18 protein-coding genes are annotated in these 20,509 nt (G+C 61.8%); 8 read left to right on the top strand and 10 right to left on the bottom strand.

The window, feature by feature from the left end; all coding sequences use genetic code 11:
- Position 1: 1 nt before the first annotated feature.
- The 4 genes from cobU to A0W34_RS25790 are packed head-to-tail and all read right to left on the bottom strand — an operon-like array spanning position 2 to position 4,110.
- The gene (gene cobU / locus A0W34_RS25805; RefSeq protein WP_081558494.1) at positions 2-1,324 is read right to left on the bottom strand and encodes a bifunctional adenosylcobinamide kinase/adenosylcobinamide-phosphate guanylyltransferase; all 1,323 of its coding nucleotides are present in this window, start codon (positions 1,322-1,324) and stop codon (positions 2-4) included.
- Positions 1,324-2,112 (bottom strand): ABC transporter ATP-binding protein, encoded by a 789-nt coding sequence (locus A0W34_RS25800; protein ID WP_058038267.1) that lies wholly within the window; start codon positions 2,110-2,112, stop codon positions 1,324-1,326. The genes cobU and A0W34_RS25800 overlap by 1 nt, the downstream gene beginning before the upstream one ends.
- Positions 2,109-3,143: a FecCD family ABC transporter permease gene (locus tag A0W34_RS25795; protein WP_019745569.1), complete on the bottom strand. Its 1,035-nt coding sequence runs from the start codon at positions 3,141-3,143 to the stop codon at positions 2,109-2,111. Before A0W34_RS25795 ends, A0W34_RS25800 begins: the two co-directional genes overlap by 4 nt.
- Before the next feature lie 7 nt (positions 3,144-3,150).
- Complete coding sequence (locus A0W34_RS25790; protein ID WP_058038466.1) at positions 3,151-4,110, bottom strand: ABC transporter substrate-binding protein; 960 nt, start codon at positions 4,108-4,110, stop codon at positions 3,151-3,153.
- Positions 4,111-4,418: 308 nt separating this feature from the next.
- Here A0W34_RS25790 and A0W34_RS25785 point away from each other — a divergent pair, with 308 nt between their 5' ends.
- From A0W34_RS25785 to A0W34_RS25775, 3 genes are read left to right on the top strand one after another with little or no spacing between them, the layout of a single operon-like run.
- Positions 4,419-4,835 (top strand): GntR family transcriptional regulator, encoded by a 417-nt coding sequence (locus A0W34_RS25785; RefSeq protein WP_003939899.1) that lies wholly within the window; start codon positions 4,419-4,421, stop codon positions 4,833-4,835.
- Positions 4,832-5,701, top strand: a complete 870-nt coding sequence (locus tag A0W34_RS25780; protein ID WP_081558493.1) for an ABC transporter ATP-binding protein — start codon at positions 4,832-4,834, stop codon at positions 5,699-5,701. Before A0W34_RS25785 ends, A0W34_RS25780 begins: the two co-directional genes overlap by 4 nt.
- Complete coding sequence (locus A0W34_RS25775) at positions 5,698-6,768, top strand: ABC transporter permease (protein WP_232329928.1); 1,071 nt, start codon at positions 5,698-5,700, stop codon at positions 6,766-6,768. The genes A0W34_RS25780 and A0W34_RS25775 overlap by 4 nt, the downstream gene beginning before the upstream one ends.
- Before the next feature lies 1 nt (position 6,769).
- Here A0W34_RS25775 and A0W34_RS25770 read toward each other — a convergent pair whose 3' ends face one another.
- Positions 6,770-7,411 carry a DUF4232 domain-containing protein gene (locus A0W34_RS25770; protein ID WP_042447085.1) on the bottom strand — a complete coding sequence of 214 codons (642 nt, stop codon included), beginning with the start codon at positions 7,409-7,411 and terminating at the stop codon, positions 6,770-6,772.
- Between the two features lie 190 nt (positions 7,412-7,601).
- Between A0W34_RS25770 and A0W34_RS25765 the strand changes: the two genes are divergently transcribed.
- Both A0W34_RS25765 and A0W34_RS25760 read left to right on the top strand, forming a co-directional pair.
- Positions 7,602-8,447 (top strand): alpha/beta hydrolase, encoded by an 846-nt coding sequence (locus tag A0W34_RS25765; RefSeq protein WP_047271960.1) that lies wholly within the window; start codon positions 7,602-7,604, stop codon positions 8,445-8,447.
- Positions 8,448-8,472: 25 nt separating this feature from the next.
- On the top strand, positions 8,473-9,546 hold the full coding sequence (locus tag A0W34_RS25760) for a VIT1/CCC1 transporter family protein (protein ID WP_007729922.1): 1,074 nt from the start codon (positions 8,473-8,475) through the stop codon (positions 9,544-9,546).
- Between the two features lie 8 nt (positions 9,547-9,554).
- Here the strand turns inward: A0W34_RS25760 and A0W34_RS25755 are convergent, their stop codons facing one another.
- Together A0W34_RS25755 and A0W34_RS25750 are read right to left on the bottom strand one after the other, a co-directional pair.
- A complete protein-coding gene (locus tag A0W34_RS25755) occupies positions 9,555-11,387 on the bottom strand; it encodes an APC family permease (RefSeq protein ID WP_081558491.1) in 1,833 nt (610 codons plus the stop codon).
- A gap of 94 nt (positions 11,388-11,481) precedes the next feature.
- Positions 11,482-12,693, bottom strand: coding sequence for a DUF2254 family protein (locus tag A0W34_RS25750; protein ID WP_081558490.1), 1,212 nt, complete (start codon positions 12,691-12,693; stop codon positions 11,482-11,484).
- A 117-nt stretch (positions 12,694-12,810) separates the two neighbouring features.
- Here A0W34_RS25750 and A0W34_RS25745 point away from each other — a divergent pair, with 117 nt between their 5' ends.
- Together A0W34_RS25745 and A0W34_RS32840 are read left to right on the top strand one after the other, a co-directional pair.
- Positions 12,811-15,177: an arylsulfatase gene (locus tag A0W34_RS25745; RefSeq protein ID WP_081558489.1), complete on the top strand. Its 2,367-nt coding sequence runs from the start codon at positions 12,811-12,813 to the stop codon at positions 15,175-15,177.
- Positions 15,178-15,224: 47 nt separating this feature from the next.
- Positions 15,225-15,362: a hypothetical protein gene (locus A0W34_RS32840; RefSeq protein ID WP_156888946.1), complete on the top strand. Its 138-nt coding sequence runs from the start codon at positions 15,225-15,227 to the stop codon at positions 15,360-15,362.
- An 8-nt stretch (positions 15,363-15,370) separates the two neighbouring features.
- Here the strand turns inward: A0W34_RS32840 and A0W34_RS25740 are convergent, their stop codons facing one another.
- The 3 genes from A0W34_RS25740 to A0W34_RS25730 form a co-directional block, all read right to left on the bottom strand.
- On the bottom strand, positions 15,371-17,026 hold the full coding sequence (locus A0W34_RS25740; RefSeq protein ID WP_003940084.1) for an FAD-binding dehydrogenase: 1,656 nt from the start codon (positions 17,024-17,026) through the stop codon (positions 15,371-15,373).
- Positions 17,023-17,688: a TetR/AcrR family transcriptional regulator gene (locus A0W34_RS25735; protein WP_042924910.1), complete on the bottom strand. Its 666-nt coding sequence runs from the start codon at positions 17,686-17,688 to the stop codon at positions 17,023-17,025. Before A0W34_RS25735 ends, A0W34_RS25740 begins: the two co-directional genes overlap by 4 nt.
- 163 nt (positions 17,689-17,851) lie before the next feature.
- Positions 17,852-19,183 (bottom strand): MFS transporter, encoded by a 1,332-nt coding sequence (locus A0W34_RS25730; protein ID WP_081558871.1) that lies wholly within the window; start codon positions 19,181-19,183, stop codon positions 17,852-17,854.
- Between the two features lie 157 nt (positions 19,184-19,340).
- Here A0W34_RS25730 and A0W34_RS25725 point away from each other — a divergent pair, with 157 nt between their 5' ends.
- The gene (locus tag A0W34_RS25725; RefSeq protein ID WP_058226639.1) at positions 19,341-20,504 is read left to right on the top strand and encodes an LLM class flavin-dependent oxidoreductase; all 1,164 of its coding nucleotides are present in this window, start codon (positions 19,341-19,343) and stop codon (positions 20,502-20,504) included.
- The last annotated feature ends 5 nt before the right edge of the window (positions 20,505-20,509 follow it).

Genomic DNA, 20,509 nt, shown 5'->3' with positions numbered 1-20,509 from the left:
GTCACACGCGCAGGCTCAGGGGGAGCCCGGCGGTCATCAGGACCACGGACTCCGATTCACTGGCGATGCGGCTGTTCACCAGACCGAGTAGATCGCGGAACAGTCTCCCGGACTTCGTGTCCGGGACGACGCCGCTTCCCACTTCGTTCGTGACGGCGACAATCGGAACCGGACAGGCGGTCCAGGCGTCGGCCAACCGGTCGATATCTGCGTGGATGTCGCTGAGATCTTCTGTCGCCCACGCCTGATGTCGGTCCAGACGTGCGGTCAGCCACGTGCCGAGGCAGTCGATCAGGATCGGTGTTGTTGCGGCCACGAGAATTTCGGCGACCTCGGAGGTCTCTACCGTCGTCCACGTCGGCGGCCTCCGCGCGCGATGCGACGCAATTCGTTCGATCCAGTCGGGATCGTCGTCCAGCGGATCCCCGGTGGCGATGTACGTGACGTGCCGGTAGCCGGCAAGCAGGCCCTCCGCGTAAGTGGACTTGCCCGAGCGGGCGCCACCGGTGACCAGAGTTCGATGGCTCTGTCCTACCCCGATCTCGAGCACAGCTCCATCCGGAACCGCTCGCGCCCCTGACACACGAAGTGCTTCCGAGAGTTCGTTTTCGACGGGGTTGTGGTGCCCGAGGTGTACGGCGACCACATCGGTTCGATCGGTGATCGCGTCGCAGTTGCGGAGCCGCAACACCGTCTCCGCGAAACTCGGCAGATCGTGGTGCCCGGTGCCGTGGTCGGTCTTGTGGCCGAAGGTCTCTTCGAGAAAGACGGCGTCGAAACGCGCGTCGGCAAGGGCGTCGACAGTGGATTCGGGCAGAGGCCCGGTGTCGGTGGCCCAGAAGATTCGGGTTCCGGATGCGTCGGTGATGTCGTAGAGAAGGGTGGTTACTTCGTGCGCGGCTTCGAATGTGCGAACACGATAGGTGCCCAACATGATCGACTGGCCGGTCTCGAGCGGTGTGAAGGTCACCGGGTCATCCGGGCCCACCCAGTCTCGGCAGAGAGCGAGCGCGTCGGGTGGTCCGAGAACCTCAAGTGGTTCGCTGCGCGATGCCCAGGACCGGAACAGCAATGCCATCGGGCCGAGGTGATCGGGATGCGAATGCGTCAGCAGGATGTGTTCGACGTGTGCCAGCGTGCGACCGAATCGCGACGCGGCACGCGGTACTTCCGGACCACAATCCAACAGGATTCTGTTGTCCACCAGGGCAGCAGTGTGTCCGCGAATGGTTCCACTCGACAAGGCTTCCAGGCAGGAAGGGCAGGTACAGAACGGGTTCGGCCAACCGTCAGCAGCACCGGTGCCGAGCAACATCAGTTCCATCAGCGGGTGCCCTCCTGCCGAATCGGAACAACTATGGGACCGCTGGGTCGGTCCAGGATTTCGACCCGAGCTCCGTACACGCGGCCGAGGAGGTCTGCCTCCAGCACCGATGAGGGAGTGCCGTCGGCAACGACGCTGCCCTTGTCCAGCAACACGATTCGTCGACCGTACTGACCCGCGAGAGTGAGGTCGTGCATCGCGGCGATGACCGTGATGTTGTCGGCTTCACGCAGTTCCTCCACCAAGTCGAGAACCTGCTGCTGGTGACCGATGTCGAGCGCGCTGGTGGGTTCGTCCAGGAGCAGTACCTGCGGTTCTTGAGCCAGCGCCCGAGCCAGGACCACGCGCTGCAATTCGCCGCCGGAAAGTTCGGTGGCTCGTCGATCTGCGAACTCGGTGAGGTCGAGCCTCTCGATCACCGAAGAGATCACCGAACGGTCAGTGGCGGTTTCGGTTCCGAAGCGTCGTAGATAGGGAGTGCGGCCGAGCGCAACCAGTTCCTTGACCGTTGAGCCCTCGGGTACTACCGGACGCTGAGGCATCAACGCGACGACGGCGGACATCGCCTTGCGGCTGGAATTGCGAGGACTCAGTCCCCCGACCGAGAGCTCACCGGTAGACGGAATCAATCCAGCGAGGGCATGCATCAAGGTTGTCTTGCCGGCGCCGTTCGGCCCGACCACGGCAACCCAATCGCCTGGTGTCACATCGAGATCGATGCCGTCGACGACGTCCTTGCCGCCGAGGTTGACTCGGAGGTCGCGGCACCACACTGCGCTGTCGGTCATGCCGAGACCCGGCTGCGGCGCAGAACCAGAAGGAAGAACGGAGCGCCGATCATCGCGGTTACAACCCCGATGGGGAGTTCGGCCGGTGCCATGACCGTGCGGGCGGCAACATCGGTGAGGACGAGAAACGCCGCACCCAGCATGAGTGACAGGGGGAGAAGCAGTCGATGCGACGGGCCGACGACCAGTCGAACCGCATGGGGAACAACGATTCCGACAAAGCCGATCAGTCCACTTGCACTCACGACCGCCGCCGTTCCCAGAGTTGCGGCGAGCACCAGCACCAGGCGTGATCTGGCCGGGTCGACGCCGAGGCTGGCGGCTTCGACGTCACCTACCGCCATCACGTCGAGTACGCGCCGGTGTACCAGGATGACGGCAGATGCCAGCGCAACGTACGGCAGGACAACCAGAACTTCCGACCAACCGTCGGTGGACAGTCCGCCGAGTAGCCAGGAATAGACCTCGCGCAGTGAATCGTCGAACCGCTGCTGAACAAAAGTCTGTGCTGCATTCGTGAACGCCGCGACTGCGACACCGGCGAGGATGATGACTACCGCGTTCTGCGGCCCGCCAATGCTTCGGCCGAGCGAATAAGTTGCGAACACTGCCAGCACACCACCGACGAAGGCGGCCATGGGAATTCCGAACATGCCCAGCGCTCCACCCGAAACGATGGCGAGGGTTGCGCCCAGTCCGGCTCCGCTGGAAACTCCGAGGAGATACGGATCCGCCAAGGGATTTCGGAACACGCCCTGGTAGGCGGCGCCGGCTACCGCCAACATTGCTCCGACCAACGCGCCCAGGACTACTCGCGGAAGCCGGATCTGCCAGAGAATCGCCTGCTGTGTTGCGGTGAGGCCGGAATCGAGGTGGATGCCGGGTATTCCGTCCAGAAGTTCGAGAATGGTCCGATCAGGCGTCAAACCGGCCGGCCCCACCAGAACACCGATCAGCAAGGCGGCGCACAGAATCAGCGCGGCGCCGAGCAGAACGGCGGTCCGATGTTGGGAGATACCGGCTTTGATCATCGAGTGCTCAGGCCGCGGGAACTTGGGCAACGATGGCAGCGACGGCCTTCACCTGGTCGGCGACACGAGGTCCCCAGCGGCTGGAGAGGTCTTCGTCGAGCACATGGATCTGGTTGCCGGTAACCGCTTTCATGCCGCTCCACCCGGGTCGAGCGGCGACGGATTCTGCTGTCACTCCGCAGCATTGGGAGTCTGCGAGAAAGATGAGATCGGGATTGGCCTGTACCACGAATTCGGCGGACAACTGCGGATAGTCACCCTGCCCCGCGGCGTCGGCGATGCTCTTCATTCCGAACAGCGAGTAGATCTGCCCGACAAAACTCGAACTCGTGACGGTGTAGAGCGAGGAGTCGAGTTCGTGGAAGTACGTCAGCGGCTGTTGGCGCGCAGGAACACTGGCGACAGCGGCGTCGATGTCCGAGCGCATGGTGTCGACAACTTCGGTGCCCTTGTCCTCGTGGCCGGTGGCCTTCGCGACGCGCTCGATCTGGGCATAGACGTCGTCGATGCTCGTCGCTGCCGGTAGTAGGAGTGTCGGCACCTTCGCCTTTTGCAGTCCGGAGACAAGATCGTTCATGTCATCCGATGCGATCACCAGATCCGGTGCGTAGCCGAGGATGGCTTCGACGTTCGGTTGAAAGCCCGAGAGATCGGTGACCGGGATACCGGCCGGGTAGTCGGACTGATTGTCGACGGCCTTCACCTGATCGCCCGCGCCGACGGCCCACAGGGTCTCGGTGGCGCTGGGACTGAGTGACACGATCGACTGCGGACGTGACTCGATGGTGATGTCCGTGCCGGAATCCGTGGGACCGGAAACAACAGTCACCGGGAACGAGCCGTCCGAGGCCGCTGTGGTTGCGGGTGTATCGGACGTCGAGCTACTGCACGCACCGGCAAGCAGTGCGGTGCTCACCGTCAGTGCTGCAAGTACAGATCTGAATTTACGTGTCGGCCGAGTACTCACAGCCACCCCTCCGCTAGTGGCGAAGGGTCGCGAGCAGCGCGGCCGCGAGGCGAAGCGCCACGAGCGGTCCTTCGTCCGAGAACCATCGTGTCGCCACGAGGCCGGTGACCTGACTCGTTCGCCTCGAGTAGTGACGGGCGAATTCACAGTTGCGTCGACAGTGCCGGGGTTTCACCGAACTTCACACGAGCAGCGTGGCACCCCGGTGAACCGGGGCATCTGCACTTTACAGGGGTCGTCTGGCTTGACCCGGGAGGTCAAGGCAGGGTAAATATCTATTCCACTAATGAACTAGTGAAAGGGTTCGGATGATCGACTTCCGTATCGACCGCCGATCCGGCATTCCCACTTACGTGCAATTGGTCCTTCAGGTGAAGCAGGCGCTCAGGCTCGGTGATCTCCAAGTCGGGGATCGGCTGCCCACAGCCAAGGACGTCGTGGGAGCGCTCGCGATCAACCCGAACACAGTCCTGAAGGCCTACAAGGAACTCGAGCGCGACGGACTTGTTGCTCCGCGGCCCGGATTGGGCACGTTCGTCGTCAAGTCCCTGGCCAAGCCCGGTATGGCGGAAAGCTCTGCGCTACGGCGCGAGTTGGCGCGTTGGGTGGCAGATGCCGTGGCCGCCGGACTCGAGCGCACGGACATCGAAGCACTGGTGAGTTTGGAACTCGAGAAGACGTTCATCGAAACGGATCCGTCCGGAAAGCAGGGGGAGACATCATGACTGCGCAAGAATCGGCACTGACGATGCAGGACGTGGACAAGCGCTTCGGCAAGAAGAAGGTGCTCGACGCCTGCACTTTCGAGATCGCAACAGGAAGCATCACTGCCCTGGTCGGGGTGAACGGAGCGGGCAAGTCCACACTGATGTCCTTGGCGGTCGGGTTGACGATGCCTGACCACGGTTCGATCTCCGTCCTGGGCAGCACGCCGGATCAGGACGGCATCTGCCCAGGCCTGTCGTACCTCGCTCAGCACAAGCCCCTGTACCCCAAATTCACTGTGGCAGAACTTCTTCGATTCGGCGCATACACCAACGACGAGTGGGATGCGAAGTACGCTCTGGATCTGGTGGAGCGCGCTGGGATTGCTCTCGATGCAAAGGCGAAGACTCTGTCACCAGGTCAACGAACCAGGGTTGCACTGGCTTTGGCGCTCGGACGCAGACCGCAGTTGCTTCTACTCGACGAGCCTCTGGCAGATCTCGATCCGGTGGCACGGCGGTCTGTGGCGACCACTCTGCTCGAAGACGTTGCCGAGTACGGCACCACAGTTCTGTTGTCGTCACACATCGTTTCCGAATTGGCAGACGTCTCGGATCGACTTCTTCTGCTGGGCGGCGGAAACGCGAGATTGTCCGGTCCGTTGGATGAATTGATCGCTGCCCATTACGTATTGATCGGGGACGGCGATCCTTCGGACGTGGTCGGTGCCGGTGCGGTCATTCATACCGACAAGGGGATGCGGTCGAATTCTCACGTGGTGGAGGGAATCCGTCCGAGCCCTCGGGCCGGCTGGGTGATCGACGACGCAACTCTCGACGACGTGGTGCTCGGGCACCTGAGCGCAGAAACGATGGTGGCGGCATGATCTGGGTTACGTGGCGGCACCACCGGACATCGCTCGTTGTGTCATTGGGATTCATCGCGGCACTGGCAGTCATTGTCTTGTCGAGTGGTGCGATCATCAAGAGCAGCGGACAAACCCAACGCTTCGGATCGCCACTCAGTTGCTTCGACGACATCACCGCGATCTGCACGGCAGAGACGGCTCTCACCCTGACGACAGTGGTTGCTACTGCTCTGCCGGTGTTCCTCGGCGTGTTGATCGGGGTAACCGTGTTTTCGCGGGATGTCGAACAAGGAACACACGTACTGGGGCTTACTCAATCGGTCAGTCGGACTCGGTGGTTCTGGACCCGTGTGTTGATCGTCTTCCTGCCGATTTCTGTGGCTTCCGCATTGCTCGGATTTGCATTGCAATGGGCTCGATCCCTCCCGGATAACTCCCGGTATGGATTTGTTGCCGGGCGTTCGACTTTCGTCGAGATATCGAACCTGTCGTATCCACTCTTTCAATCCAGCGGACTGGTCTTGGGTGCGTACACATCCATGTCACTCTTGCTCGGAGCAGCACTGGCTTTGCTGGTGCGCAGTTCGATCGGCGCAATGGCGATCACGATGGTCGGTGTTGTTGCGATCCTGGCAGGATTTCAGTTGGTTGCACGACCCGATTACGCCGAGCCGAGTGTCCGAACATCACCCGTCGCCGGATTCAGTTCCTACTATTCGAGCGATACCAGTATCCCCGCGGTCAATTGGGAACTCGCGCAGGGATATGTCGACCTCCGAGGTAACTGGGTCGACATCGGATACGACGAGTGCATGTGGGGTGGATCAGGCGATGAGGACCCGTACGACCAGCGCCCGGAGGAGACCGGCGCCGAGTACAGCCTCCGCATGGATGTGCTCTCAGCGCAGCAGAACAGAGAGATGGAGATCTGTTTGCGGCAGCACGGGGTCGACCACTACGAAGTTCGCTACCACTCGGATGATCGGTTCTGGCGTTTCCAGTTCACGGAAGCTGCACTCGTCCTGATCCTTTCGGGATTGTTCCTCCTGCCTGCGCTCTGGGGTCTACGACGTCTCAAGCCGTGACTCAGCGGGCGACCGGCGCGACCGTCAGCTGGTTGATGTTCGCGCCGGTCATCGAGCAACCCTTGGTGGGGTAGGCGAGGAAGACCGAGTCGTAGCTGTTGGGCGGGTAAACCCTCAGTCCCGCAACGTCGGTCACGCCGCACTGATCTGCCGGGTAGTTCTCGACGTTCGTGGCGCGCACCAGAGACGTTGCGGCAGAGCCAGGGGCAAGTGAGACGAGTGAACCGGATCCGGAGCGGCCGGCTGCAGCACCCACTTCGCTTCCGGACGCTCCCGTGACATACGAGACGCCGGGGAAACCGTCGAGCGTGCACGTGCGGCCGCCCGTGTTGGTGAAGACCACCGGAAGCTCCACAGAACCGGCGGCGCCACTCGACTCGCCGAGGGTGACGTTCAGTTCCCCGATCGCGCAGCCTTCGGGATTGGGTGCCGTCGAGGTTGTGGTTTGGGTGTGATCGGTATGGGTCGTCGAAGGTGAAGCGGTGCCGGTCTGGGTCGTCGGCGCAGAGGCGGTCGTCGTTGAGGCGGGTGCCGGTGAACTCTCGGCCGTTCCCGTTTCATCCGAGCCGCAACCGCTGAGAAGGGCGAGAGCAGCAAGTGGAGCCGCCAACAAGCCGACGTTGCGCATGCGGTTCGAATTCATCGCTCTGTACTCCTCAGGCTGGTCGACAACTGTTTCCGAACATCCGTGTCCGGTATATCCGAGTTTGAAGCCGGATGTGCAGAAACGAATCAGGCTCGCCGGTGATCAGGACCTACTTCCCGGATGGATTGCCGTTGCGGATCTAGCATGAGAAATGACCTGTCCGGATCGCGACCACCGGGAGTAGCGCATGTTCACCTTCACCAGCGACGACGGAGTGGTCATTCATGTCCACGAATGGCCCACCGAGCAGGAACCTCGAGGGGTTGTTCAACTCGCGCACGGTATGGGTGAGCACGCAAAACGCTACGCACACGTTGCCGAAGCCCTGAATGCTCGCGGTTTCCAGGTCTACGCGGCGGACCACCGCGGCCACGGTGAGAGCATGCACGCCGGCCCAGGCAACATCGGCGACGACGGCTGGAACCGCTTGGTGGCAGACATGGTGACCCTCACGGGCATCATCCGCGACAAACACCCCGGCCTGCCCGTCGTACTGCTCAGCCACAGCCTCGGTTCGTTCGCTTCGCAGCAGTACATCCTCGACCATTCACACCTGATCGACGCCGTCGCACTGTCGGGGACCACCGCGGTCGATCAACTGATCGAGAGCCTCGTCAACGACGGCCCGGACGTCCTCGCCCAGTTCAACGCCGAATTCGAACCGGCCCGTACTCCGCACGACTGGCTCAGCCGTGACGAAGCGCAGGTGGATCTGTACATCAACGATCCACTGTGTGGTTTCAGCCTGGACGACGCCGGCATGGGCGGACTGATCGCAGCGGGACCGAGGTTCGTCGACGTCGAGGGTGTGCGACAAGACCTTCCGATCCTGGTCTTCGTCGGCACCTCGGATCCTCTCAACGCCGCACTGAGCCGTACCGACGTCGCAGTCGAACGGTACAACTCGGCGGGGATCGAAGACGTCACCTATTACACCTATCCGGGTGCCAGGCACGAGATCTTCAACGAGACCAACCGCGACGACGTCATCAACGATCTGACGACGTGGATGGACCGCGTACTCGAAGCGTGACCGCCTCACCGGAAAGGGGAACACGATGTCCACAGTTCCGGCCGCACGACCCGATCCAGACCCGCGAGATGTCAAGCGCTGGAGACGATACCTCGCCGACGAACAAGCCGAGGCCGCCGTCTACCGAGACCTCGCGAGTAGGCGCAGCGGCGAGGAGCGCGAAATCCTTCTCGCACTGGCCGACGCGGAGGGGCGACACGAGGCGCACTGGCGAGCGCTACTCGGCGATCACGTCGGCAAACCACTTCGCGGCGATATCCGCACTCGGATACTGGGCTTTCTGGCCAGGCGCTTCGGCTCCGTCTTCGTGCTCGCTCTTGCGCAGCGCGCGGAGACGCGATCCCCGTATCCCAACGACGCCGACGCGACTGCATCGATGGGCGCGGACGAGAAGATCCACGAAGAAGTGGTGCGGGCCTTGGCCACTCGGGGTCGGAACAGACTTTCGGGGACGTTTCGTGCCGCCGTCTTCGGAGCCAACGACGGCCTGGTCAGCAATCTCGCCCTTGTACTCGGCATCAGCGGTAGCGGCGTCTCCAACCAGATCGTTCTGATCACCGGCATGGCCGGGCTTCTAGCCGGCGCCCTGTCGATGGGCGCCGGCGAGTACGTTTCAGTCCGCTCGCAGCGAGAGTTGTTGGAAGCGTCCAATCCTGGTCCGGCTGCCAGCGAAGCTGTCGGCCTGCTCGACGTCGACGCGAACGAATTGGCCCTGGTCTACCGGGCCCGCGGTATGTCCGCCGAGGAAGCGGACCAGCGCGCCGCCGAGGTCCTCGCGAACAGCACCTTCGGCGCCGCGGACGTTGTCGACGACCATGAAGCCGTCGGAACCGGGTTGGGCGCAGCGGCGGCAAGTTTCTGCTTCTTCGCCTCGGGCGCAATCATTCCGGTGCTGCCGTATCTGTTCGGCCTGGAAGGCATGACGGCTCTGATCGTCGCATCTGTTCTCGTGGGGATCGCGTTGCTGACGACGGGCGTTGTGGTCGGGTTGCTCTCGGGCGGGCCGCCGTTCAAGAGGGCTCTACGCCAACTTGCGATCGGCTACGGCGCTGCCGGCGCGACGTATTTGCTCGGCATGTTGTTCGGGACTTCGCTCTGAGCGTCTGCTTACGCGCGTAGGGCGGGATCGCGGTGAGCCGGATCGATCCGGACCGGAATTTGGCACACCACGGCCTCGGTGTGTCTGCGCAGTGCATGAGCGATCTCGTCGGTCCGTTGGCTCGGGAGGAACCGGTGCCATCTGGTTGCCGGGTCGATGGTGGCGACTACGACAAAGGTCTCTCGGTGGGGGAAGTGCATACGGACGTATCGAGCGAGAGTGTTCCCCACCGAATTCTCGGTGTCCTCGATGACGATCAAACGCGAATTCGGATGTCGGGCTTGCCATCGGCGGGTGAAGTCCGTCGTCGATTCGTGGGCAAGGCAGACTCGAATTGCGATGGGCTGCGAAGACATCGCTGTTGCTGCGGCCATCGCGCGGGTGGAGAGTGACGTAACTTCGGATACGGGCACGAGCACCGCTGGTTTGTATCCGATTGACGGAGAATCGCTCTCACTCTGAACGGTCAGCCGTGTACCGATATGCGTGTATGCGCCCCGGATGCGTTCCATACCGAGGACGAGCGCAGGGAGGGCGAGAGCGATCAGCCAGGCTCCCTCGGTGAACTTCATGGCGGTAGTCACCACTGCTGCGATCGAAGTCAACGCAGCCCCGAAACCGTTGAGCGCCAATCGCCACTTCCAGCCCGGCGTCTGTTCGGCGAGCCAGTGGCGCACCATGCCGAACTGCGCGAGCGTGAATCCGATGAACACACCGATGGCGAACAGCGGCACCAAGGTGTTCATGTTTCCGCCGGATCCGATGAGCAGGAGAGCACCGACGCCACCGAGCGACAAGACGCCGTACGTGAAGACGTCGCGCGTCGACTTCCGGCTGAAGCGGTGCGGGAGCACGTTGTCGTCGGCGAGGATTCGCATCAGGTTCGGAAGTCCGCCGTACGAGGTATTCGCGGCCAACGCCAACAGAATCACGGTGGAGAATTGGACGACGTAGTAGCCCACACCATTTCCGAGGGCAGCGGAAGTGAGTTGCGACAGGACCGTTGTTCCGGGGACCGGGGCCAGTGAGAACTTCTCGATCAACACGGCAAGGCCGATCAGCATGGTGCCCAAAAGGATTCCCAGAGCTACTTCGGCACGCTGAGCGCTACGCACGCGAGGCTTCTTGAAACTGGGTACCGCATTGGCGATGGCTTCGACTCCGGTCAATGCGGCGCAACCACTCGAAAAGGCTTTGAGCAGAAGGAGAATGCCGATCGTGTGTGCGTTGTCGACGACAAAGGGAGCCGTGGCGGCGGCAGGGTTTTCCCGAAGCAGTCCGGCACCGATCACCGTGAAGATGCTGACGACAAAAACCACGGTGGGCAACATGAATACCCGCGCGGAATCTGCGATGCCCCGCAGATTCAGTGCCGTGATGCCGCCGAGTATGGCCAGTGCGATCCAGACCGTGTAGGGAAGAAGTGCGGGGAAGGCGGAGGTCAGAGCCGCGACACCGGCTGCGATCGATACCGCGACGTTGAGGGTGTAGTCGACGATCAACGACGCGGCGGCGGTCAAACTTGCCCGCGGGCTCAGATGCTTCTTTGCGACGGCGTAGGCGCCACCGCCTTCGGGAAATGCGGCGATCACCTGGCGATACGACGCCACCAGGACCACAAGCAGCACGGCGATGGCGATCGTCACCGGCACGGTGAACCCGATCCCCGCGCCGCCGGCGAGGGCCAACACCAACACGATGGCTTCTGGCCCGTACGACACCGAGGCCATCGCGTCGAGCGAAAGCCCTGCCAGTCCGGTTGCGACGGAGAGCTTCTGATTCTCTGGCCCACGGGCCGGGCGGGTCGTCGACGATATGACTCCACGGTGTCCGAGTATCACTGCATGTCTCACCGAGTCAGTATCGTCATTTCCCGTAGCTCTGAGACTGATCTTGACGATGCTTTGACGCGATGGCCCGCAAATCTGTACGGGTTCACAACGGGGGTTCGAGTCGCGGGAAGCCTTGTGACAGCTGATCAATCCAGCGAGCGCGCTTGGCGAGAATATCGCGGTTCCGAGACTCCGATTGGGCGGCGACGTGCGAAAGTAGGTCGCGAAGTCGGCCCAGAACGAGTGGCGAGTTCGATGCCGAGGCTATGACGTCGTCCAGTCCGGTTCTGACGAAGCTCGTGAAGTCGGGCAGTGGAATCACCACACGCAGATCACCACGCTCGTCGACGGCCCGGATCGAATCTGCGCGTACGGAGGCCACCAGAGAGAGGAGGTCCTCGATCTCGTCCAGAGCCTGCACGGCCGTCGCAGGATCGTTGATAGCGGGTGAGAGCGCTCTGAGCGCGATGTCAGCCAACAACCGAATCGCGAGTAGGGGGTCCTGGGTGAAGGTCCGCTCACTCCCACTGACCAAGGCGTCAAGGATCGTGTTGGCGGGCATGGGTCCGCCGTAGACGTCGGCGAGCGGCAATCCGTCTCGCAGCGTGCTACCCGGCGACACTCGGAGGACCACCATGGATCGGCAGTTCCGAGCGTTCTGCAGCAGATCTTCGACGAGGATCTGCTGCAGAACGGCCGGCGGTCGATGCCACTCGATTGTCGTGATCACCGGAAGTGTTGGTAGAGGAGGCAACTCCAGATCAGTGGTGGGGTACACGGCGGCGAAGACTGCTCGGCCACGACTCGAGATCGTGGTCAGTACAGGAGCCAACTGGATGGCCGAGAATGCGCGCAGCTGGAGCAGTCTGATCAGCGTCAGCGTGGCCAAGAGTGCCAGCACTGCGAGGCTGGGCACGATCACCGACACGTCCGTTTCGTTGCTGATGGCGAGCGCTGCCGTGATGTCGAAAACGGACTGGCCTATCGCGAAGGCAAACGTCCGCCACACGATGGGGTCGTCGCGGAACAACAACAAGCGAGGAGTGAAGGTGGTCGCGGCCCATTGGACGACGAGGAACAGCAGCGAGAAGATCACTGCCACTACACCTAATAGCCCCAGTCCGAGGGCAACGAGCATCTCGCTGACCTGACGGGCAGGAATCATCGGGCCGCTCCGGACGTACGGCATCCCCAGTCCGGCAGCCAGTCCCACGACGACGCACAGGATCTGGGTCAGGCCGGCACGTACACGGCGCCGGGGGACGAGGAAGGCATGCCCGATCGGGGTGGGAGCGAAACGTCCGGGCTGATCCACACTTCAAGCCTCCACGCTGCGGCAAGGGTGCGCCTTCACCCGAAACGGATGATGTCGACGTCGTCGTGATCCTGAAACGCTTGAAAGAGCCATGTGAGAGACAGAAGGCGAGACGTCATGACGGATCCGACAGACCAGAGCCGCGCCGTACTACCGATTCCGGATCGACAACATCTTGGTCTGGTGACGTACGACGCGAAGGATCCGGACACCGAGTTTCCGCCGATCACTCCGCTACTACCGCCGGCCGGCGCACCCAACGTTCTGGTGGTCCTGTTGGACGACGTGGGATATGGCGCGAGCAGTGCCTTCGGCGGACCAGCGGACACACCGACTGCTGAGCGATTGCAAAGTAATGGGCTCACGTACACGCGGTTTCACACGACGGCACTGTGTGCTCCGACCCGCGCCGCTCTTCTGAGCGGGCGCAACCATCATTCGGTCGGCATGGGATCGATCACCGAAACCGCTACCTCGGCTCCTGGTCTTTCCGGCCTGCGGCCGAATACCAAAGCCGCACTGCCGATGACGTTGAAACTCAACGGATACTCGACGGCGCAGTTCGGCAAGTGTCACGAGGTTCCGCCGTGGCAAACATCCCCGGTGGGACCGTTCACGTCGTGGCCGACGGGAGAAGGCGGATTCGAGCACTTCTACGGATTCATCGGCGGGGAGAACAACCAGTATTACCCGGCGCTGTACGAGGGCGTCGCGCCTGTCGAGCCGGACAAGGCACCGGAGGAGGGTTACCACCTCACTGAGGACCTTGCCGATCACGCGATCGACTGGGTTCGGATGCAGAAGTCATTGGCTCCGGACAAGCCGTTCTTCGTCTACTTTGCACCCGGCGCCACACATGCACCGCACCATGTTCCGAAGCAGTGGGCCGACAAGTACGAGGGCCGGTTCGCAGGAGGTTGGGACGCTCAACGCGAATCGATTCTCGAGCAGCAGAAGCAGCGGGGGGTCGTTCCCGCGGATGCGGTCCTCACCCCGCGTCCCGAGGCCATCCCGGCGTGGGAGGACATGAGTGAGGAGATGAAGCCCGTCCTCGAACGCCAAATGGAAGTCTATGCAGGATTTCTCGAACACACCGATTTCCATGTCGGCCGGCTTGTCGATGCGATCGAAGAACTCGGAGCTCTCGACAACACTCTCGTGTACTACATCATCGGAGACAACGGAGCATCCGCAGAGGGGACGATCAACGGCGCTTTCAACGAGATGGCCAACTTCAACGGACTCGCCGCCATCGAAACACCCGAGTTCATGGCGGAAGTGAAAGACAAATTCGGTACCAAGGACGCATACAACCACTATTCCGTGGGGTGGGCGTGGGCAATGTGTACGCCGTATCAGTGGACGAAACAGGTTGCGTCACACTGGGGTGGCACCCGTAACGGGACGATCGTGCACTGGCCTGCAGGGATTCGGACCAAGGGGGAGACGCGGTCGCAGTTCACCCACGTCATCGACGTTGCACCGACGATCCTCGAAGTCGCGAAACTACCGGAACCGACCTTTGTCAACGGCGTCCAGCAATCACCCATCGAGGGGACCAGCATGGTCTACACCTTCGACGACGCCGAAGTCGCCGAACGTCACGATCTGCAGTACTTCGAGATGGCCGGCAACCGTGGAATCTATTACAAGGGTTGGAGTGCGGTCACCAGGCACAGCACTCCGTGGCTTTTCGCGGAGGCACTCCCCGCTCTCGACGACGACGTGTGGGAGCTCTACGACGGGTCTCAGGATTGGACGCAGTCCAAAGATTTGGCGGCCGAGTTGCCGGAGAAACTCGCTGCACTGCAACGCTTGTGGTTGATCGAAGCAGTCAAGTACAACGTGCTTCCGATCGACGACCGAAGATTCGAGAGGTTCAACCCTCACATCGCGGGGCGTCCGCAGTTGGTGTCCGGGAATCGACAGGTTCTGTTTCCCGGAATGAAACGGCTGAGCGAGCACAGCGTGCTGAGTATCAAGAACCGATCATTCAGTGTCACAGCAGCAGTCGACGTCGCGGATGGCATTACTGCCAACGGTGTGATGATCGCGCAGGGAGGCAGATTTGGTGGCTGGGCACTTTACGCGCGGGAAGGCCGCGCCAAATTCGTCTACAACCTATTGGGCATGACCGAGTTCGTCATCGGTTCCGACGTTGACATTCCGGCACGATCACACCAGATCAGAGCTGAGTTCACCTACGACGGAGGTGGTCTCGCGAGAGGCGGTGGGGTCACGATCTATCACGACGGTCGCGAAGTGGGCTCAGGTCGCGTCGAGCAGACGCAACCGATGGTCTTCTCCGCGGACGAGACCACCGACATCGGGGATGACTACGGCATGCCTGTCAGTGTTGATTACAGTGGCGCAACCACATTCAACGCACGTATCGACGTCGTGCAGATCGATGTCAGTGACGACGACCATACCCACCTCATCGATCCGGAGGAGGTGGCGCGAGTGGCGGTGTCCAGACAGTGATTCCACAGGCAAGAGTAGCAGTCACAATCTCCTGAGGGAGGGTCGCAATGCCGACCGTCATCCGTACTGTTCACGATCTGGTCCGCCACGCGCGCGGGCCGACGCACCATCACCACCATCAATCCGTGCACGAGGCGCGGCGAATGCGTGCCCACCACATTCTGGTCTCGCATTCGCTCGCCTGATTTCGGGGCTACAGGTCGCGCGCCAATGCTCGTCCGGCTGCGCGGCCCGAGAAGATGCAGCCGCCGAGGAAGGTCCCCTCGAGTGCGCTGTAACCGTGGACTCCGCCGCCGCCGAAGCCCGCGACTTCACCGGCTGCGTACAGGCCGTCGAAGACACTGCCGTCGGCCTTGATGACCTGCGAATCCAGGTTGGTTTCCAAGCCGCCGAGGGTCTTGCGTGTGAGTAGGTGCAACCGGACCGCGATCAGTGGGCCGTTCTTGGGGTCCAGGATCTTGTGCGGTGCAACGACGCGCACGATCTTGTCTGCCAACAGATTACGGGCACCGTGGATGGCGGTGACCTGGAAGTCCTTGCTGTACTTGTTATCGACTTCGCGGTCGCGGGCGATCATCTCGCGTTCGATGTCCTCGTAGTCGAGGAGCGGTTCGTCGGTGAGGGCGTTCATGCCGTCGACCAGATCACGAAGGTTGTTGCGCACCACGAAGTCCGCGCCCTTCTGCTTGAACGCCTCGACCGGTCCCGGCGCGCCCTTCTTGATTCGTTCGAGGAGGAGCTTGAAGTCGCGGTTGGTGAAGTCAGGGTTCTGTTCCGATCCCGAGAGTGCGAACTCCTTCTCGATGATCTTCTGGTCGAGGATGAACCACGTGTACTCGTGGCCGCTGTCGAGGATGTACTTGAAAGTTCCCATCGTGTCGAAGCCTGGGAAGTTGGGGACCGGCAGACGCTTGCCGGTGGCGTCGAACCACATCGAGGACGGTCCGGGGATGATTCGGATTCCGTGGTTGGGCCAGATGGGATTCCAGTTCTGGATGCCTTCGGTGTAGTGCCACATGCGGTCGCGGTTCACGATGTTTCCGCCTGCGGATTCGGTGATTTCGAGCATGCGTCCGTCGACGTGTGCAGGTACTCCCGTCAGCATGTGCTTCGGCGCCTTGCCGAGTCGCTCGGGCCAGTTCTTCTTCACCAGTTCGTAGTTGCCGCCGATTCCACCGGAGGTGACCACGACGGCCTGTGCGGCGAACTCGAATTCGCCGATGGGGGTGCGCGAGCTCTTCACGCCGCGCAGATCACTGGAAGGTTCGAGGACGGTTCCGCGTACACCAGTGACCGCACCGTCGGTCACCACCAACTGATCCACCTGGTGGCGGTGCTTGAACGTGACCAGTCCGCGCTTCTGGGCAGCAATCACCTTGGTCAGAAAGACATCGACCACGCCGGGGCCGGTTCCCCAGGTGAGGTGGAAGCGCGGCACCGAATTGCCGTGTCCAAGAGCCATTCCGCGGCCGCGTTCGGCCCAGCCGACATTCGGCATCAGGCGAAGCCCCAGATCGTGCAGGTACTGACGCTTGTCGCCCGCTGCGAACTCGACGTACGCCTTGGCCCACTGACGCGGCCAGTGATCTTCGCGGTCGCGGTCGAATCCGGCTGTGCCCATCCAGTCCTGCATTGCCAACTCGAGGGAGTCCTTGATGCCGAGTCGGCGTTGCTCGGGGCTGTTCACGAGGAAGAGTCCGCCGAGAGACCAAAATGCCTGCGCGCCGAGGTTGGCAGCGTTCTCCTGTTCCACGACAAGGACTTTGCGGCCCGCGCGCGTCAGTTCGTAGGTGGCGACCAGTCCCGCCAGCCCTGCCCCGACAACGATGACGTCAGCTTGTTCGCTCACGACAACTCCTCTTCCGATTGGTTGTTCTGGATTATTTCGCTGTAGGACAGCAGAATTCGAGTGAAGATATCGCGGCGCAGTGCAAAGGCGGCGTTGGTGTCGGTATCGACGAGGCACTGCACGCTGGTGCCGTCGTGCACTGCAACCAATGCCCGTCCCAACGCCGTCGGGTCGCCGACGATTGTTCGCCCGACATCGCTGAGTGCGGACTCCACAATGGGCAACAGGGTGCGAAGGATCGCGTCTTCACGGTCGGCAAGGGCTTTGCGAAGTGCCGGGTTACGGAGCGCGTGGGCTGTGAATTCCGCGTTGATCCGGTACCACTGCGGGTCGACCGGAACCACCGCCACGATCCGGGCGACAGCGGCATGGATGTCGACGATGTTACCGGCGGTGATCGACTCCGTCGCCAGCCGTAGATCGGCGAGCATTGATGCAGATCGCTGCTCCCACATCGCGAAGAACAATTCGTCGAGTGAATCGAAGTTGGAGTAGAACGCGCCTCGGGAGTATCCGGCGCGTTCGCAGATCTGCTCGACCGTGGCGTGCCCGAACCCGGATTCGGAGAAGACATCTGCAGCCGCGTCGAGCAGACGCTGCCGGGTCTGACCACGGCGTTTGGTGACACGCTTGGCCGGCGAGTTGTCCGTTCCAGTCGTCATCGGCGCCTCCGTCAGGGTGGGACCCCAAACGATACACCGATGTATCCGATGCGCAGGCGTATCTCGATCTGTTCTTCTTCGCAGGTATTTCTATTCTTCTTCGCAGGTATTTCTATGCATATCTAGTAAATGTGCAAGAGAGGTGAATATTCAGATGTGATCGCTACAGATGCAGATCACGCTTCCTGATCGCCGCAGTGGCGACGACGCTGATCGCCGAGGTGGCCACCAGATATCCACAGGCCAGCCACGGTGAACCGCCGGTGGCGCCGATCAGTGCAGTAAGGATCAGAGGTGTGACGCCGGAGGCGTAGATACCAGAGAACTGGTAGACGACCGACAACCCGGTGTACCGGATTTCTGTGGGGTAGAGGCTCGCATACAGCGTTCCCTGGGCGCCGTAGAACAAGGCATGAATCACTCCGAAGACCGCGACCATCGCGACTCCGAAGAGCAGGAGATTCTCGGTACCGAACAGTGCGAAGGCGGGGAAGATCGCGAGGCCGTACGCGGCGATGCCCACGATATAGACCCGTTGCGGGCCGAACCGATCAGTGAGTGAACCGGAAAACGGCAGCAAGATCGCCATCACTACTGCGGCCACGGTGACCACAAGAAGTACCGGAACCTTTTCGAAATGCAGAGTCTTGGTTGCATACGTGATTGCAAAGACGCCCCAGGTGTTGAACGCGGCGCCCTCGCCCCAGCGAGACAGCATGCCCAGTACGGTGTTTCGCGCGACTCTTCCTTGAAAGACTTCCCTGAGCGGGGCGGATGAGCGCTGTTCGAGGTCGCGAACGGCCTGAAATGCCGGCGTCTCGTCGACCTTCAAACGGACCACCAACCCCACGATCACGAGTACCAAGCTCAGAACAAAGGCTATGCGCCAGCCGAAACGGAGAAAATGTTCGTCGTCGAAGACCGTTTGAAGTAGTGCGAACATTCCTGTGCCCAAAGCCAAGCCGAGAGCCAGTCCGATCTGCGGGATGCTGCCGAACAGCCCGCGCTTCTTCTCCGGACTGTGTTCGACCGCCAGAAGAACGGCTCCGGCCCACTCACCACCGAGAGCAAATCCCTGCAGGATACGAAGCAGCAGAAGCAGAATCGGTGCAACGACCCCGATTTGAGCTGCGGTCGGAAGGACACCCATGAGCGCCGTCGCGATACCCATGATGAACATCGTGAGGGCAAGCGTTTTCTTGCGCCCGATGCGATCGCCGATGTGACCGAACACCACTCCGCCGATGGGGCGAACGAGAAAGCCGACCGCGAAGGTCGCAAAAGAAAGCATGGTCCCGACAAAGGAACTCTGGTTGGGGAAGAACAGTTGGTTGAAGACGAGGCTCGCGGCCGTCGCATAGAGGAAGAAGTCGTACCACTCGACCGTCGTGCCGAGCAGGCTCGCGGCGACGACGGTTCTCAGTCTGGATCGCCGCTCGTCGTCGGTCTCGTTCGAGAACGGTGAATTGTGCTCGACTTCGGCAAACGTGGTCATCGGAGCCCCCGGGTCGCGGTGCAAATTCACGAAGGTATCGCCGGAGCCGAAAGTGGGCACCCGTAGCGATCAGGGTGATTTCAACCCTGTTCTTCGAGGTGGACTGTGGTTGTAATGACAGAAGAGTTCTGCCTGTTCGTCGACGAAAGGAATCACCGTGTCACTGCGCTTCCACTGGTTCTTGCCTACTTACGGTGATTCCCGGAATCTGATGGCGGGTGGGCACGGCAGCTCGATGTCCGGTGATCGTCCGGCGACGCTGAAATACCTCAATCAGATCGGCGCGGCCGCCGAGACGAACGGCTTCGAAGCTGTCCTCACGCCGACCGGCGCGTGGTGCGAAGACGCATGGCTGACGACGGCGATGATGCTCGAGACCACCGAGACACTCAAGTTTCTGGTTGCTCTGCGCCCGGGATTGCTCAGCCCCACGCTTGCCGCTCAGATGGCCGCAACCTTCCAATGGCAGTCGGGCGGTCGTCTGCTGCTCAACGTCGTGACCGGCGGGGAGGACCACGAGCAGCGCACGTTCGGTGACTTCCTCGACAAGAACCAACGGTACGCACGATGCGGCGAGTTCCTAGACGTGATCCGCCAGTTGTGGTCCGGTAACGGTCCGGTTGATTTCTCCGGCGAGTACGTCAACGTGGAAAAGGCTATGCTGCAGCGTATTCCGGATCCGGTACCGCCCATCTTCTTCGGCGGATCGTCGCCGGCGGCCGGAACCGTCGCATCGCGTTACGCGGATACGTATCTCACGTGGGGTGAGACGCCGTCCGCTGTTGCCGCCAAGATCGCCTGGATCCGCGACCTCGCGGAAGTCCAAGGTCGTCACCTCGACTACGGAATCCGTCTGCATGTCATCAGCCGGGACACCTCGGAACAGGCATGGGCAGAAGCGGATCGGCTGCTCAGTGCGCTCGATCCGGCGACCGTCGAGCAGGCTCAGGCGAGTCTTGCGCGATCCGGCTCCGAAGGTCAGCGTCGAATGCTCGAATTGCACGGCGGCGGTTCGGCTTACAAGGAGGGCGTCGGAGCGAGGTCGCTGGAGATTGCGCCGAACCTGTGGACCGGCGTCGGATTGGTGCGAGGGGGTGCAGGCACCGCATTGGTAGGTTCGCACCAAGAAGTGGCTGATCGGATTGCCGAGTACGCGGCGATCGGCCTGGATCACTTTGTATTGTCGGGCTATCCCCATCTCGAAGAGGCGTATCAGTTCGGTGAGGGTGTGCGTCCGATCCTCGAAAAGCGTGGATTGGTAGCACCGCACGGTTCGGTCGGCGGACCGGTGCGGACGCCCTTCGTCTCCAGTGGGAACTGAGTCGA

It is taken from the genome of Rhodococcus sp. BH4, from assembly GCF_002079265.1.
GTDB classification, from domain to species: Bacteria; Actinomycetota; Actinomycetes; order Mycobacteriales; family Mycobacteriaceae; genus Rhodococcus_F; species Rhodococcus_F qingshengii.
Note: the sequence above shows the minus strand (reverse complement) of the source record. Positions and strands in the feature narration are given on the sequence as shown.

Bases quoted from the DNA above. Each gene is read 5' to 3' on its own strand.
- A0W34_RS25800 (WP_058038267.1), bottom strand. From the start codon at position 2,112: ATGACCGACAGCGCAGTGTGGTGCCGCGACCTCCGAGTCAACCTCGGC.
- A0W34_RS25780 (WP_081558493.1), top strand. From the start codon at position 4,832: ATGACTGCGCAAGAATCGGCACTGACGATGCAGGACGTGGACAAGCGC.
- A0W34_RS25785 (WP_003939899.1), top strand. From the start codon at position 4,419: ATGATCGACTTCCGTATCGACCGCCGATCCGGCATTCCCACTTACGTG.
- A0W34_RS25730 (WP_081558871.1), bottom strand. From the start codon at position 19,183: ATGACCACGTTTGCCGAAGTCGAGCACAATTCACCGTTCTCGAACGAG.
- A0W34_RS25795 (WP_019745569.1), bottom strand. From the start codon at position 3,143: ATGATCAAAGCCGGTATCTCCCAACATCGGACCGCCGTTCTGCTCGGC.
- A0W34_RS25735 (WP_042924910.1), bottom strand. From the start codon at position 17,688: ATGACGACTGGAACGGACAACTCGCCGGCCAAGCGTGTCACCAAACGC.
- A0W34_RS25765 (WP_047271960.1), top strand. From the start codon at position 7,602: ATGTTCACCTTCACCAGCGACGACGGAGTGGTCATTCATGTCCACGAA.
- A0W34_RS32840 (WP_156888946.1), top strand. From the start codon at position 15,225: ATGCCGACCGTCATCCGTACTGTTCACGATCTGGTCCGCCACGCGCGC.
- cobU (WP_081558494.1), bottom strand. From the start codon at position 1,324: ATGGAACTGATGTTGCTCGGCACCGGTGCTGCTGACGGTTGGCCGAAC.
- A0W34_RS25745 (WP_081558489.1), top strand. From the start codon at position 12,811: ATGACGGATCCGACAGACCAGAGCCGCGCCGTACTACCGATTCCGGAT.
- A0W34_RS25775 (WP_232329928.1), top strand. From the start codon at position 5,698: ATGATCTGGGTTACGTGGCGGCACCACCGGACATCGCTCGTTGTGTCA.
- A0W34_RS25760 (WP_007729922.1), top strand. From the start codon at position 8,473: ATGTCCACAGTTCCGGCCGCACGACCCGATCCAGACCCGCGAGATGTC.
- A0W34_RS25770 (WP_042447085.1), bottom strand. From the start codon at position 7,411: ATGAATTCGAACCGCATGCGCAACGTCGGCTTGTTGGCGGCTCCACTT.